The following is a 14619-nucleotide window of genomic DNA, read 5'->3' on the forward strand; positions in this document are numbered from 1 at the left end:
GTTACATTCCGAACCCGGAAGCTAAGCCTCATAGCGCCGATGGTACTGCAGGGGGGACCCTGTGGGAGAGTAGGACGCCGCCGAACAATTCTTCTGAAGAAGCCCCCACTGGGTTCCAGTGGGGGCTTCTTCGCGTTCCGGGGTGGGGCCGGGTAAAGTCGAGCCCGCACAGCTCATCATCAGGACAGGAGGCCCCCGGGTGGAGGTCCAGGAGACGCGCGTCCAGACCGACCGCGTCCTCACCATTCCCAACCTGCTCAGCATGGCGCGGCTGGTCGGGGTCCCGGTCTTCCTCTGGCTTATTCTCTGGCCGAAGTTCGACGGGCCGAACAACGACGGGTGGGCGTTGCTCATCCTGCTGTTCAGCGGGGTCAGCGACTACCTCGACGGGAAGCTGGCCCGTCGGTGGGGTCAGATCAGCCGGCTGGGGCAGATCCTGGATCCGCTGGCCGACCGGCTCTATGTGCTCTCCACCCTGCTCGGGCTGACCTGGCGTGAGATCTTGCCGTGGTGGGTGACCGCGATCTTGCTGGCGCGGGAGCTCTTCATCGCCTCGCTTCTACCGATTCTCAACCGGCACGGCTACGGTCCGCTGCAGGTCAGTTTTCTGGGCAAAGCGGCCACCTTCAATCTGATGTACGCCTTTCCGCTTCTGCTGCTGGGACTCGGCGATGGCTGGATCCACCGCACTGCCGAGGCTGTCAGCTGGGCCTTCATCTGGTGGGGCACCGTCCTGTACTGGTGGGCCGGCATCCTCTACGCCGTGCAGGCCCGGCGGATCGTGAAGGCCGAGGCCGCCGTCGCGGGCTGACAGGGCGTAATCGTGGCGCAGATGACTCGTCTGTCCGCGCGTCGGAACTTTTCTGCCGGGTAGAGGACTCCTGGAACGGTTTGATGGACGTGGAGTCCATTGCCGAGAAGGAGGACGCACCCGCAATGAAAGCCGTTGTGATGGCAGGAGGCGAGGGAACTCGTCTCCGCCCGATGACTTCAAGCATGCCGAAGCCGCTTCTGCCGGTGGCCAACCGCCCGATCATGGAGCACGTGCTGCGGCTGCTCAAGCGGCACGGCCTCACCGATACTGTGGTCACCGTGCAGTTCCTCGCCTCGCTGGTGAAGAACTACTTCGGTGATGGTGAAGAACTCGGTATGAACCTCACCTATGCGAACGAGGAGGTTCCGCTCGGCACCGCCGGCAGCGTCAAGAACGCCGAGGACGCGCTGCGTGACGACTCCTTTCTCGTTATTTCCGGAGATGCGCTCACCGATTTCGACCTGTCCGAGCTGATCGCCTTTCACCGGCGCAAGGGCGCGTTGGTGACGGTCTGTCTGACCCGGGTCCCGGACCCGCTGGAATTCGGTATCACGATCGTCGACGACGACGGCCGGGTGGAGCGGTTCCTGGAAAAGCCCACCTGGGGCCAGGTCTTCTCGGACACGGTGAACACCGGGATCTACGTGATGGAGCCCGAGGTCTTCGACTACGTCGCGGCCGGGCAGTCGGTCGACTGGTCGAGCGATGTGTTCCCGCAACTGCTCAAGGAGGGCAAGCCGGTCTTCGGCTACGTCGCCGAGGGCTACTGGGAGGACGTCGGCACCCACGAGAGCTACCAGAAGGCGCAGGCCGATGTCCTGGAGGGCAAGGTCGAAGTCGAGCTGGACGGCTTCGAGATCTCGCCGGGCGTCTGGGTCGCGGAGGGGGCGGAGGTCGACCCGGAGGCGATCCTGAGGGGTCCGCTCTACATCGGCGACTACGCCAAGGTGGAGGCGGGCGTGGAGCTGCGCGAGCACACGGTGCTCGGCAGCAACGTGGTCGTCAAGCGCGGCGCGTTCCTGCACAAGGCCGTGGTGCACGACAACGTCTACGTGGGGCCGCAGACCAACCTGCGCGGTTGCGTGGTCGGCAAGAACACCGACGTGATGCGCGCGGCCCGGATCGAGGACGGCGCGGTCATCGGTGACGAGTGCCTGATCGGCGAGGAGTCGATCATCGCCGGCGGGGTGCGGGTCTACCCGTTCAAGACGATCGAGGCCGGCGCTTTCGTCAACACCTCGGTGATCTGGGAGTCGCGCGGCCCGGAGCACCTGTTCGGCGCGCGCGGCGTCTCGGGGATCCTCAACGTCGAGATCACCCCGGAGCTGGCCGTGCGGCTGGCGGGGGCGTACGCGACGACGTTGAAGAAGGGCGCCACCGTCACCATCGCGCGTGACCACTCGCGTGGTGCCCGTGCGCTCAAACGGGCGATGATCTCGGCGCTGCAGACCAGCGCCATCGACGTGCGCGACCTGGAGAACGTGCCGCTGCCGGTGGCCCGTCAGCACACCGCGCGGGGCAGCGCGGGCGGCATCTTCCTGCGGACCACACCGGGCGTGCCGGACTCGCTGGACATCCTCTTCTTCGACGAGCGCGGTGCCGACCTCTCCCAGGCGGGCCAGCGCAAGCTGGACCGGGTCTACTCCCGCCAGGAATACCGCCGGGCGTTCCCGGGCGAGATCGGGGATCTGACCTTCCCGTCCAGCGTCTTCGACGCCTACGCGGGCAACCTGCTGCGGGCGATCGACACCACCGGGGTCCGGGAGGCCGGGCTCAAGGTGGTGGTGGACACCGCGCACGGCAGCGCCGGGTTGGTGCTGCCCAGCATCCTGGGCCGGCTCGGGGTGGAGGCACTGACCGTCAGCGGCGGTCTGGACGAGGCCAGGCCCACCGAGGACGTCGAGTCGCGGCGGGCCGGCCTGGCCCGGCTCGGGGCCCTGGTCGCCTCCTCGCGGGCGGCCTTCGGGGTGCGGTTCGACCCGGTCGGCGAGCGGGTCTCCTTCGTGGACGAGCTGGGCCGGGTGATCGAGGACGACCGGGCGTTGCTGGTGCTGCTGGACCTGGTGGCCGCCGAGCGCCGTAGCGGGCAGGTGGCACTGCCGGTGACCACCACCCGGATCGCCGAGCAGGTGGCGGCCTACCACGGCACCCAGGTCATCTGGACCTCCACCTCGCCGGACGACCTGGCCAAGGCGGCCGCCGCCGACGGCACCATCTTCGGCGGGGACGGCCGGGGCGGCTTCGTGGTCCCCGAGTTCAGCGGCGTGATGGACGGGGCGGCGGCCTTCGTCCGGCTGGTCGGCCTGGTGGCCCGCACTCAGCTGACGCTCAGCCAGATCGACGCGCGGATCCCGCAGGCCCACATGCAGCGTCGGGACATCGCCACCCCCTGGGCGGCCAAGGGCATGGTGATGCGCTCGGTGGTGGAGGCGGCCGGCAACCGGCGGCTGGACACCACTGACGGCGTCAGGGTGGTAGAGCCGGACGGCCGGTGGACCCTGGTGCTGCCGGACCCGGCGGAGGCGGTGACCCACCTGTGGGCCGAGGGTCCGGACGATGCGGCCACCCAGGCGCTGCTGGACGAGTGGGCGGCCGTGGTGGACAGCGCCGGACGGTGACCAACCGCGCGGCGCGGACGCGCCGTTGAGCGTGCGGCCGCCGGCGGCCGGCCCCGGTTCGGGGGCTGGTCGTCGGCGGCCGCGGCGTCATGGGACGATGTCCCGCATGTCAGCGACGCGGCCACCGGTGCGAGGGAGCGGGCGGTTCGCCCGTCCCGATGCCTCGATGAGGCTGCTGACCACCGTGATGGACCAGAGCCTGGACGAGGGCTACGCCGCTGCCGCGCGGGCCCGCGGCGAGGTCGGCAAGCGTCGCCTGCCGACCACCACCCGGGGGCGGCTGCTGCTCGCCCTCGGGCTGGCGCTGGCGGCCGTGGTGGTGACGGTCAGTGGGGTCACCGCGCACGACGACGAGCCGGCGCTGGCGAGACAGCACGACGCGCTGGTGCAGAAGGTCACCGCTGGGACCGCAGCCGCCGACAAGCTGCAGCAGCAGGTCGAGGCCGCCCGCACCCAGGTCGACCAGGAGCAGCGGCGTGCCCTGAAGGAGAGCGGCGGCGACCTGGCGCTGACCGACCTGGCGGCCGCGGTGGGCACCGGTGCGGTGCACGGTCCCGGCCTCAAACTGGTGCTGGACGACGCGACCGGGACCGACTCCGGCGGCGGGATCGACCCGCGCACGGCGGACGACTTCAGCGGCGGACGCCTGCACGACCACGATCTCCAGCTGATCGTCAACGGGCTCTGGGAGTCCGGGGCCGAGGCGGTGGCGGTGAACGGGCAGCGGCTCACCTCGCTCTCCGCGATCCGGGCGGCCGGCGACGCGATCCTGGTCGACAACCGGCCGCTGGTGCCGCCGTACACGGTGCTGGCGGTCGGGGACGAGAAGCGGTTGCCCGGCGCCTTCCAGGACAGCAGCGGGGGTCAGTACCTGCGGATCCTGGAGGAGAGCTACGGGATCAAGTCGACCGCCACCGCGCAGCGCTCGCTGGACCTGCCGGCCGCGGTGGGCTTCACGCTGCGCCTCGCGACCCCGGACTCCGGGACGCCGAGCGCCGCCGGATCCACCATTGCACCTTCACCCTCCACGACAGGAGCAGCCAAGCAGTGATCGCCGTACTGGGCCTGGTAGCCGGGATCGTCGTCGGGCTGTTCGTGCAGCCGTCGGTGCCGGCGAGCGTCGTGCCGTACCTGCCGATCGCCGTGGTGGCCGCGCTGGACGCCGTCTTCGGCGGCGTGCGGGCGATGCTCGACGGGATCTTCGACGACAAGGTGTTCGTGGTCTCCTTCCTCTCCAACGTGGTGGTGGCGGCGTTGATCGTCTTCCTCGGAGACCAGCTGGGCGTGGGCTCGCAGCTGTCCACCGGTGTGGTCGTGGTGCTGGGTATCCGGATCTTCTCCAACGCGGCCGCCATCCGGCGCCACGTGTTCCGGGCCTGAGACGGGTGCCTGGCGTGGCGACGGAAGCCGAGGACGAGGCGCGCGAGCCGGACGAGGCGCAGCAACCCGACGTGCCCGACGTGCCCGACGTGCCCGACGTGCTCGACGTGCTCGACGAGCACGATGCGCCCGGCGAGGACGAGGCGCCGACGGAACAGGAGCAGGAGCAGGCCGCCCCTGAGCCGTCGGCGGAGCCACAGCAGCCCCCGCAACCCCAGCAGCCCACAGCGCTGCTGGACGGCCGTGGACGGCTGCGCAAGGCGGTCTGGCCGCCCCGGCTGTCCCGCGGGCAGCTGGTGGTGGCGCTGCTGCTCTTCGCGCTCGGCCTGGGCCTGGCGATCCAGGTGCGCAGCACGAACGACCACAGCGCGCTCCGTGGCGCCCGCCAGGAGGACCTGGTGCGGATCCTCGACGAGCTGGACAGCCGCCAGCAGCGCCTGCAGCAGGAGAAGAGCCAACTCGACCAGTCGCTGACCCAGTTGGAGAACAGCTCGAACCAGGCCAAGGAGGCCCAGGAGCAGACTCAGCAGAAGGCGCTGGAGCTCGGCGTGCTGGCCGGCACGGTCAAGGCGAGCGGTCCCGGCATCGTGCTGACCGTCGATGACCCCCAAGGGCAGGTCAAGGCCGATATGCTGCTGGACACCCTGCAGGAACTCCGAGCGGCGGGGGCGGAGGCGATTCAGATCAACGATGTCCGAGTGGTGGCGCACACCTACTTCACCGACCTGTCCTCGGGCGGCGTGTCGATCGACGGGACGAAGGTCTCGCAGCCGTACCGCTTCACGGTGATCGGCGACCCGCAGGACCTGACGCCGGCCCTGAACATTCCGGGTGGCATCGTCCGTACCTTGGAGAAGGAGCAGGTGGGCACCAACATCTCGGAGCAGCAGAAGGTCACGGTGGACGCGCTGGTCGGACCCGGATCCGCGCAGTTCGCCAAGCCGGCGGCGCAGTGAGGCGCCGCCCGCCGCCCTGCCAGGGTTCTGCGCTGACGCTCCGTCGGCTCCACCGCCCCTCACCTGCGCTTGTGAACGGCCCCCGGTGCAGACCACCGGAACACCGTCGGCCACACTGTTCGTTACCACTCTCGCAGCCCCGGTCCGATGCCGGGCTCGCAGCCTGTCCGAGGTTCTCACCCTGCCCCGCGGGCGGGTCTGTTTCACGCAAGGGGATTCGCCCGTGAGTCTGTTCTCGAAGTTGTTCGGCCGTTCCAACCGCCGTAGCGCCGCCGTGGAGATGCCCACCGCGCGTCACCGGCGCGAGGACGAGGAGCCGGGCCAGGTCCCCGGGATGCGGGGCGCCCCGCAGGACGGCTACCAGCCGGCCGGCGAGCGGCCGCTGTTCCGTGACGCGGGCTACGGCGCGTCGGTTGATTCCTCGGGCGCGCCGCGCATAGGTTTCCCGTCAGCACCCTCAACCTCTGGTGGAGGGTTTGCCCCGGATCCCTACGCCGGGCACGTCCCAGGGGGAGTGCCGCGCCAGGAGGCTGCGAACATGACCGGCCCGATCGTCTGCCCTCGGTGCGGCACCCAGAACCCGGCCACCGCCCGGTTCTGCAACAACTGCGGGAGCCCGCTGCGCGGCGGCGCGCCGGAGATGCCGGCCGAGACCACCTCGACCATCTCGATCTCCGGCCTGGAGTCCTACGACCCCACCGCCACCGGGACCGGCGCCACCCCGGCGCTGTCGGCCGAGGTACTGGCCGCGATCGACGCACTGCCGCCGGGCTCGGCCCTGCTGATCGTGCAGCGCGGTCCGAACTCGGGCAGCCGCTTCCTGCTGGACGCGGACATCACCACGGCCGGTCGGCACCCGCAGGGTGACATCTTCCTCGACGATGTCACCGTCTCGCGCCGGCACGTGGAGTTCCGCCGTCGCCCGGGCGGGTTCACCGTCGCGGACGTCGGCAGCTTGAACGGGACGTACGTCAACCGCGAGCGGATCGACGAGGTCGGTCTGAACAACGGTGACGAGGTGCAGATCGGCAAGTACCGACTGGTCTTCTTCGCCGGACCGCAGCGGTACTGACGACCGCGGCGGAGGACCGCGCCGGGCGGTGCCGGGGCACGGACAGGTGGGGGTTCGCAGCACGACGGCAGCAGGAGAGTGCGCATGACCTCGAATCAGACCGTGACAACCGTGACCAACCAGCGCCGCCACGGCGGCCCGGTGCCCCGGGCCGCCGAGCGGCGCGGGGGCGAGCTGCTGAGCATCGGCGCGGTGCTCGCCTTCCTGCGTGACGACTTCCCCGAAGTCACCATCTCCAAGATCCGCTTCCTGGAGGCGGAGGGGCTGATCGAGCCACAGCGCACGCCCTCGGGCTACCGCAAGTTCGGTCCGGCCGACGTCGAGCGGCTGGCCTACGTGCTGCGGATGCAGCGCGACCACTACCTGCCGCTGCGGGTGATCCGCGAGCACCTGGACGCCATCGAGCGCGGCGAGCAGCCGCCGGCCCTGCCCACCGCCGATGCCCGCCCCGGGCCGCTGGACGAGGCGGACCGGGAGCTGGGCGCCGCGGCCAACCAGGGGCCCACGGTGCGCCTGGGCCGGGCCGAGTTGCTGGCCGCCGCCGGTGCCGAGGAGCGGGACCTGACCGAGTGGGAGTCCTACGGGCTGGTCGTGCCGGGGCCGGACGGCGGCTACGACGCCGACACCCTGCAGATCGCCAGGCTGGTGGCCGAGCTCGGCCGGTTCGGCCTGGAGCCCCGCCACCTGCGCCAGGTGAAGGCCGCCGCCGAGCGCGAGATCGCGCTGGTGGATCAGGTGGTCGCCCCGCTGCGCCGGCACCGCAACCCGCAGACCAGGGCGCACGCCGAGGCCACCGCCCGCGAGTTGGCGACGCTCTCCGTGCGGCTGCACGCGACCATGGTCCAGGCCGGCCTGCGTGGCCATTCCTAGCGCCCGGACCGGGCCGCGCTTTCATATCTCACGGAGGGGCCATAGGGTTGCCTTGTGAATGAGCTCGACGTCGTGGGTGTCCGGGTGGAGATGCCCTCCAACCAGCCGATCGTCCTGCTACGCGAAGTGGGGGGTGATCGGTACCTGCCGATTTGGATCGGCCCAGGCGAGGCGACCGCGATCGCCTTCGCCCAGCAGGGCATGACTCCGGTCCGGCCGCTGACGCACGACCTCTTCAAGGATGTGCTGGAGGCGCTGGGCCAGCAGCTCACCGAGGTGCGGATCACCGATCTGCGCGAAGGGGTCTTCTACGCCGAGCTGGTCTTCACCGGCGGCGTCGAGGTGAGCGCGCGTCCCTCCGACGCGATAGCGCTGGCACTGCGTACCGGCACGCCGATCTACGGGGCCGAGGAGGTGCTCGCCGAGGCGGGCATCGCGATCCCGGACGAGCAGGAGGACGAGGTCGAGAAGTTCCGCGAGTTCCTCGACCAGGTGTCGCCCGAGGACTTCGGCGGCAGCGCGCAGTAGCGGCGCCCCGCGATCGGTCCGGTCGAGCCGGATTCGATCGGCGTTTTGCCAAGATCGGCCGTCCTACCCACACTAGGGGCACGCGAAACCACTCGGTGGAGTGATGTTGTTTCGGCGGCCCGGCGTGGCGATCGTTGACGCGTCTTGGACGACTGCCTACCGTCAGGGGTGGTCGCCGGGATGACCCGATCCGGGCGCCCGGCGCACGAGTGGACGGAGGTTGGCATGAGCAGCAGCGGCGATGAGGCGGCCGTGGGAGGCCCGTGCGCCCTCCACCTGCCCCGTGGCAACCGGACGACGATCGGCCGCTCCTGGGAGACCGTCGGCGTGGAGGCGGTCGCCGAACTGCCCCGGGTCGGTCGTTTCCCGGCCGTACAGCCGGGTCAGCCGGCCGTCGAGCGGATCACGCCGGCTTCGGAGTTGCTGGCCTACCGCGGCCCGACGGCCTGCGCGGCCGCCGGGATCACCTACCGGCAACTCGACTACTGGGCCCGCACCGGCCTGCTGGAGCCGAGCGTGCGGACCACCTGTCCGGCGGGCGCCCAGCGGCTCTACAGCTTCCACGACATCCTGATCCTGAAGATCGTCAAGCGGCTGCTGGACGCCGGGGTCTCGCTGCAGAACATCCGAGTGGCCGTCACCCACCTGCAGTCCGCCCAGCTGGCCGATCTGGCCGGGCTGACCCTGATGAGTGACGGGGCGACGGTCTACGAGTGCACCTCGCCGCAGCAGGTGGTCGACCTGCTGAAGGGCGGTCAGGGGATGTTCGGGATCGCGGTCGGCGCGGTCGCCCAGGAGCTGGAGACCACCCTCTCCCGGCTGCACGCCGAGCGCACCGACACGGGGGAGACCCTGGTCGGCCACGACCCGGGCGACGAGCTGGCGCAGCGGCGCAACCGGGCGGTCTGACGATCCGTCGAGCGGGCCCGGGCGGGGAACCGCCCGGGCCCGTCATGTCGTCCGCCCTGATGATGGATCATGGCGGGCGGAACCGGGGGACGAGGTCATGCGGGTGAGCGGGTTGCGGCGACTGGGCGGGCTGCCGCGCCGAGCGGGTGGACTGCTGCGCGGGCGGCGGCGGCAGCGACGGGCGTTCCAGGGCGTGCTGCTGCTCAGCGTGATCGCGCTGGTGCCGAGCGCCTGGCTGTTCTGCGCGGAGAGCTCGCGGATCCGCAGCCTGGCCGACGTGCCCGGCGAGCCGGTCGCAGTGGTCTTCGGCGCCGCCGAGGTGGACGACGTGCCCTCGCCGTACCTGGCGCACCGGCTGGACGCGGCGCTGGACCTCTACCGGTCGCACAAGGTGCGGGCGATCCTGGTCACCGGCGACAACAGCAGGACCGGCTACAACGAGCCGGGCGCGATGTACGACTACCTGGTGGCGCACGGGGTGCCGGCGGTGCGGGTGGTGCGCGACTACGCGGGGTTCGACACCTGGGACTCCTGTGCGCGGGCCAAGCAGATCTTCGGCGTCGACCACGCGGTGCTGGTCAGCCAGGACTACCACGTACGGCGGGCGCTCGCGCTCTGCGAGGCGGCCGGGATCGACTCCTACGCGGTCGGGGTGCCCGAGCCACGCGACTCCACCTGGTACCACGGCACCGTGCGCGAGATACCCGGGGCCGAGAAGGCTCTGCTGAGCGCGCTCTTCCAGCCGAGTCCGACCCTGCTCGGGCCCAAGGACCAGGGCGTGGCACGAGCGCTGGCGAACGCCGCGCAGGGCCCCAGCTGACCTGGTCCTGTCGGGCCCGGTTCTGTCAGACCCGTGCGCGATGATCGTCGTGTGCGGACCCTGCCGAGCATCCTCCACCTCGACATGGACGCCTTCTTCGCCTCGGTGGAGCAGGCGGCCAAGCCGAGCCTGCGCGGCAAGCCGGTGATCGTGGGCGGGCTCGGCGGCCGCGGCGTCGTCTCCACCGCCTCCTACGAGGCGCGGGTCTTCGGGGTGCGGTCGGCGATGGCCACCGCGGTGGCGCGCCGGCTCTGCCCGAACGGCGCCTACCTGTGGCCGAGGTTCGTCGCCTACCGCGACGTCAGCGAGCAGGTGATGGCGATGATGCGGGAGCTGTCGCCGCTGGTCGAGCAGCTCAGCGTGGACGAGGCCTATGTCGATCTGCTGGCCGGCCCCTACGGCGCCGCGCTGGCGGCGGCGTCGCCGGGCGAGGGCGCGGAGCTGATCGAGGCGATCGCCCAGGACCTGCGGGCCGACATCCAGGCGCGCACCGGCCTGACCGCCTCGATCGGGGCGGCGAGCTCGAAGCTGATGGCCAAGATCGCCTCCGAGCAGGCCAAGCCGGACGGCCTGGTGCTGGTGACCCCGGGGCAGGAGCGGACGGTGCTCGGCCCGATGTCGGTCCGGGCGCTGCCGGGGGTGGGCCCGGCCACCGAGCAGGCGCTGCGCCGGTCCGGGCTGCTGACCGTGGCCGAGGTGGCCGACCAGTCCGAGGAGGAGCTGGTGCGCCTGCTCGGCAAGGCCCACGGGGCCGGGGTGTGGTTCATGGCGCGTGGTCTGGACGAGCGTGCGGTCGTCCCGGACCGGGACACCAAGTCCGTCTCGGTCGAGGACACCTACGAGGTCGACCTGGCCGACCGCGACCAGGTGCTGCACGAGCTGGACGTGCTCGCCGCCCGCTGCGTGCGCCGGCTCCAGGCGGCCGGGCGGTCGGGGCGCACCGTGGTGATCAAGGTGCGCCGGTTCGACTTCAGCACGCTGACCCGCTCCGAGACGCTGCGCGGCCCGACCGACGACGAGCGGGTGATCGCCGCCACCGCCCGGCGGCTGGCCGCCCAGGTCAATCTGACCGGCGGGATCCGGCTGCTCGGGGTCGGCGTCTCCCAACTCGCCGAGTACACCCAGGAGGACCTCTTCGCCCAGGCAGCGGCTGAGGCCGAGGCCGAGGCTGAGGCCGCTGTCGAAGCGGCGGCGGCCGGCGCGGATGCGGCGCCGGCGCCGGGCGATGGGGATCCGCCGGAGCAGCCGTCGTCGCCCCCCACCGCCTCGGCCGACCAGGCGCCCCGCCCGCGCATCTGGCTGCCCGGCCAGGACGTGACGCACCAGGAGTTCGGCCCCGGCTGGGTGCAGGGCAGTGGCGTGGGCCGGGTGACGGTGCGCTTCGAGACGCCGGACTCGGCACCCGGCCGGGTGCGGACCTTCGCCGTGGCCGACCCGGCGCTGACGGCCTCCCACCCGCTGCCGCTGCATCCGCCGGGTGGCCCGTAGCGGCTCGGGTGGTAGCGCGGGCGAAAACGCGGATCGCCCCGCCCGAGAAGTCGGGCGGGGCGATCCGTGCGGCCGACGCCGCCGATCCCTGGTCGGCGTCGGCTGTGGGCGCCTCGTCAGGCGCCGGTCTTGGCGGGCTGCGGCGCGTCGTCCAGCGCGGCGGCCTGTGCCACCGGGGTGGAGCGGTGGGCGGTCCGGATCGCGAACGGGACGACCGCGGCCACCAGGCAGATCACGGCGGTGATCCAGTAGGCGTGCTTGTACGCGTCCAGGGTCGGGATCTGCACCGGCAGCGGGAACGGGAACTTCATGGTGGACCCGGTCAGGGTCGCACCCAGCACGGCGGTGCCGATCGCGCCACCGACGGTGCGCAGCACGGCGTTCATGCCGTTGGCGATGCCGCTCTGCTCGGCCGGCACGGCGCCGTTGATGAAGGCGGGCATCGCCGCGTAGGCCATGCCGACGCCGAGGCCGAAGAGCGCGGCCGCGAAGTAGATGTCGCCCTCGGCGCTGTGGCGCAGCGCCAGGTAGACCATCGCGACGCCGCCGAACAGGCCGCCGAGGACCAGCGGCAGGCGCGGGCCGCGGCGCGCGATCAGCATCGCGCCGAGCGGCGCGGCGACCATCGAGCCGGCCGCGGAGGGCAGCAGCAGCACACCGGCGTGCAGCACGCTGGCGGTGAAGCCGTAGTGCGCGAGCTTCTCGGGGGTCTGGGTGAAGTTGCTGATCACCAGGAAGGAGCCGTACATCCCGAAGCCGATCAGCAGGCCGGAGATGTTGGTGAAGGCGACGGCCGGGCGGGCCATCATCTTCATGTCGACCAGCGGGTGCTTGACCTTGACCTCGATGACGCCCCAGATCAGCGCGACCACGGCGGCGACGGCGAACAGGCCCAGCGTCTTGTTGGAGGTCCAGCCCCAGTCGTTGCCGCGGCTGACCGCGATCAGCAGCGCGGAGAGCCAGCCGGCCAAGGTGATGGCGCCCAGCGGGTCGGCGCCGCCGTTGCGGTCCACCACCGGGTCGTTCGGGACCCGCAGCACCACCAGGGCGACCGCGATCAGGCCGAAGACCAGGCCCATCCAGAAGATCGACTTGTAGTCCCAGTGCTCCAGCAGCAGACCGGTGGCCACCAGGCCCAGGCCGCTGCCGACGCCCATCGAGGCGCTGATCGCCGCGACGCCGCCGGTGACCTTCTCACGCGGCAGCTCGTCCCGGACGATGCTGATCGCCAGCGGCAGCACGCCACCACCCGCGCCCTGCAGCACCCGGGCGATGATCAGCAGGGTGAAGGAGTGGGTGGACACCGCGAGCCCGGAGCCGAGCACCAGGCCGGCCAGCGAGATCAGCAGCACCGGCTTGCGGCCGCGCAGGTCGCCGAACCGGCCGAGCAGCGGGGTCAGCACGGCGGCCGACAGCAGGTTGGCCGTCATCAGCCAGGTGACGTCGGAGGTGGAGACCTTAAACTCCAGCGCCAGCGAGGGCAGGATCGGCACGACCGCGGTCTGGACAACGCTGTAGGCCAGCATCGCCAGAACCAGGGCGGGCAGCACGCGGGCACTGCTCGGTTTCACGGCCGGTGCGGTGGGCTTGGCTGCCTCACTCACGGTGGCTCCTTCAGGAACGGGCTCGAACGGCTTTGCAGCTGCTTCAAGCCAGCGATAGTCAATGAACTGAAGTAACCATGCCCAAAGTGCTTCACTATGTCAAATATCTAGCGCTGAAGCTTTGGTGCGCGCGAAGGCCCGGACCCGCCGATGCGGGTCCGGGCCGTGCGGTAGTCGCCTGCTCAGCCGGTCTGCCGACCGGTTGCCTCCGCGGACATCTGCGGGTGGGCGGGCCCGCCTGCGGCGTGGTTCGCGCCCGGCGCGGCGGCGGTGCTGTCGTGGATCTCCACCTGCTCGCGGCGCAGCTCCTCGTGGATCACCTTCTCCTCGGTGTACCGCTCCACCACCATCCGCACCCGCTCCAGCGGCGCCAGGTACTTGCGCACCGCCGGGCGCTCCTCGCGCAGCGTCACCTCTTCCACCGCCTCGGCGATCTCCTGCGCGGTGAGCGTGGACCGCTCCGCGTCGCTGACCGGCACCCGCTCCACGCGGACCCGCTCGCGCACCACCTGTACCCGCCGCTCGACCGGCTCGGTCACCACGTACTTGCGCAGCCGGGCGGTGCCCAGCACGTGCCACTCGTTGGTGATCTCCAGCCGCTCCTCGCGCAGCGTCAGCTCGATCGGTCCGGGCGGCGGCGAGCTCTCCGGGGTGTGCGCCGCGCCGTGCTTCGCTGCCGCGTGCACCGGGTCCGGGGTGGGGGGCGGGGTAGGAGCGGGCTGCGGCTCGGTGGGCTTGTCCAGGCCGATGGTGGCCGGTGCTGGGGCCGAAGGCTGGCCGGCCAGCTGGGTGGCGGGCGCGGGGCCCGCGGGGGTGGGGCGGGTGGCGGTGGCCGCCGCGGCCGCCATCGGGGCGCCGGCGCCGACGCCGAAGTCCAGGTCCGCCGAGCCGCGCGAGCGGTCGGTCGCGGTATTGGTGCGCTCGGTGGGGCGGCCGCCGGCTGGCGAGTCCATCCCGTAGTAGCGGTAGAGCTGCAACTCCTGGGCGGGGGACAGGTGCTGCCCGACGCCGAAGTCGGGGGACTCCTTGATCAGCGACTTGTCGTAGGGCACGCGCAGTTCCTCGCCGGAGAACTCGCTCGTGGTCAGCGGGACGAACGCGTCCCGCCCGAAGATTCCGGTCCGCACGGCGGCCCACTCGGGTTCACCCGTCGCGTCGTCGAGGTAGACCTCGTCCACCGTGCCGATCTTGTCGCCGTTGCGGTCGACGGCCTTGTGCCCGATCAGGTCTCGGGGATCGATGTCGGTCTGCACGCTTTCCTCCAGCTCGTCACTGCCTGCGATTCACACCAAAAGGCACGAAGGGGACGCCAGCGAGCCGAGCGCGGCCGTCCGTGCGCGTACTGCGCCATCTGGGGGAGTGGATTCGCTCACCTGAGCGGCTGTTTCGCAGGTCGGCGCTGGTACCCTGGGCGCGACCGCCGAACCCGCTCGGGAGAGTCCTCACCCTTGGAAGCGCAGGGGAGTGAGGCGCCGAAGGAGCAAACCCTCCCCGGAATCTCTCAGGCATCCGTACCGTGTGGGATAGGTCACTCTGGAAAGCAGGGCAGGGCCGCCGGCA

13 protein-coding genes, 1 rRNA gene and 1 riboswitch are annotated in these 14619 nt (G+C 71.3%); of the genes, 12 read left to right on the plus strand and 2 right to left on the minus strand.

Going from position 1 to position 14619, the window contains the following annotated elements:
• The 12 genes from rrf to P3T41_RS27055 all read left to right on the plus strand — a co-directional run.
• A 5S ribosomal RNA gene (rrf, locus tag P3T41_RS27000) occupies positions 1-86 on the plus strand; the annotation flags it as partial.
• Between the two features lie 113 nt (positions 87-199).
• On the plus strand, positions 200-811 hold the full coding sequence (gene pgsA / locus P3T41_RS27005) for a CDP-diacylglycerol--glycerol-3-phosphate 3-phosphatidyltransferase (protein ID WP_280693122.1): 612 nt from the start codon (positions 200-202) through the stop codon (positions 809-811).
• Positions 812-936: 125 nt separating this feature from the next.
• Positions 937-3432 (plus strand): sugar phosphate nucleotidyltransferase, encoded by a 2496-nt coding sequence (locus tag P3T41_RS27010; protein ID WP_280693240.1) that lies wholly within the window; start codon positions 937-939, stop codon positions 3430-3432.
• Between the two features lie 166 nt (positions 3433-3598).
• The gene (locus P3T41_RS27015; protein WP_348533699.1) at positions 3599-4483 is read left to right on the plus strand and encodes a DUF881 domain-containing protein; all 885 of its coding nucleotides are present in this window, start codon (positions 3599-3601) and stop codon (positions 4481-4483) included.
• Positions 4480-4812, plus strand: a complete 333-nt coding sequence (locus P3T41_RS27020; RefSeq protein ID WP_280693124.1) for a small basic family protein — start codon at positions 4480-4482, stop codon at positions 4810-4812. The genes P3T41_RS27015 and P3T41_RS27020 overlap by 4 nt, the downstream gene beginning before the upstream one ends.
• 107 nt (positions 4813-4919) lie before the next feature.
• A complete protein-coding gene (locus tag P3T41_RS27025) occupies positions 4920-5768 on the plus strand; it encodes a DUF881 domain-containing protein (protein ID WP_280693241.1) in 849 nt (282 codons plus the stop codon).
• 181 nt (positions 5769-5949) lie between these two features.
• Positions 5950-6840 (plus strand): FHA domain-containing protein, encoded by an 891-nt coding sequence (locus tag P3T41_RS27030; protein WP_280693242.1) that lies wholly within the window; start codon positions 5950-5952, stop codon positions 6838-6840.
• Between the two features lie 177 nt (positions 6841-7017).
• Positions 7018-7710 carry a MerR family transcriptional regulator gene (locus P3T41_RS27035; protein ID WP_280693243.1) on the plus strand — a complete coding sequence of 231 codons (693 nt, stop codon included), beginning with the start codon at positions 7018-7020 and terminating at the stop codon, positions 7708-7710.
• A 54-nt stretch (positions 7711-7764) separates the two neighbouring features.
• Positions 7765-8238: a bifunctional nuclease family protein gene (locus P3T41_RS27040; protein ID WP_184934015.1), complete on the plus strand. Its 474-nt coding sequence runs from the start codon at positions 7765-7767 to the stop codon at positions 8236-8238.
• Positions 8239-8463: 225 nt separating this feature from the next.
• Positions 8464-9147, plus strand: a complete 684-nt coding sequence (locus P3T41_RS27045) for a MerR family transcriptional regulator (protein WP_280693125.1) — start codon at positions 8464-8466, stop codon at positions 9145-9147.
• A gap of 97 nt (positions 9148-9244) precedes the next feature.
• Positions 9245-9967: an ElyC/SanA/YdcF family protein gene (locus P3T41_RS27050; protein ID WP_280693126.1), complete on the plus strand. Its 723-nt coding sequence runs from the start codon at positions 9245-9247 to the stop codon at positions 9965-9967.
• A gap of 51 nt (positions 9968-10018) precedes the next feature.
• Entirely contained in the window at positions 10019-11455 is a 1437-nt protein-coding gene (locus tag P3T41_RS27055) for a DNA polymerase IV (protein WP_280693127.1), read from the plus strand.
• A 116-nt stretch (positions 11456-11571) separates the two neighbouring features.
• Here the strand turns inward: P3T41_RS27055 and P3T41_RS27060 are convergent, their stop codons facing one another.
• Both P3T41_RS27060 and P3T41_RS27065 read right to left on the minus strand, forming a co-directional pair.
• Positions 11572-13059, minus strand: coding sequence for an MFS transporter (locus P3T41_RS27060; RefSeq protein ID WP_280693128.1), 1488 nt, complete (start codon positions 13057-13059; stop codon positions 11572-11574).
• A gap of 182 nt (positions 13060-13241) precedes the next feature.
• Positions 13242-14312, minus strand: a complete 1071-nt coding sequence (locus tag P3T41_RS27065) for a PRC and DUF2382 domain-containing protein (RefSeq protein ID WP_280693129.1) — start codon at positions 14310-14312, stop codon at positions 13242-13244.
• A gap of 168 nt (positions 14313-14480) precedes the next feature.
• A riboswitch (glycine riboswitch) is annotated at positions 14481-14586 on the plus strand.
• The last annotated feature ends 33 nt before the right edge of the window (positions 14587-14619 follow it).

Source organism: Kitasatospora sp. GAS204B (genome assembly GCF_029892155.1).
Taxonomy (GTDB): domain Bacteria; phylum Actinomycetota; class Actinomycetes; order Streptomycetales; family Streptomycetaceae; genus Kitasatospora.

Bases quoted from the DNA above. Each gene is read 5' to 3' on its own strand.
- P3T41_RS27050 (WP_280693126.1), top strand. From the start codon at position 9,245: ATGCGGGTGAGCGGGTTGCGGCGACTGGGCGGGCTGCCGCGCCGAGCG.
- P3T41_RS27015 (WP_348533699.1), top strand. From the start codon at position 3,599: ATGAGGCTGCTGACCACCGTGATGGACCAGAGCCTGGACGAGGGCTAC.
- P3T41_RS27010 (WP_280693240.1), top strand. From the start codon at position 937: ATGAAAGCCGTTGTGATGGCAGGAGGCGAGGGAACTCGTCTCCGCCCG.
- P3T41_RS27045 (WP_280693125.1), top strand. From the start codon at position 8,464: ATGAGCAGCAGCGGCGATGAGGCGGCCGTGGGAGGCCCGTGCGCCCTC.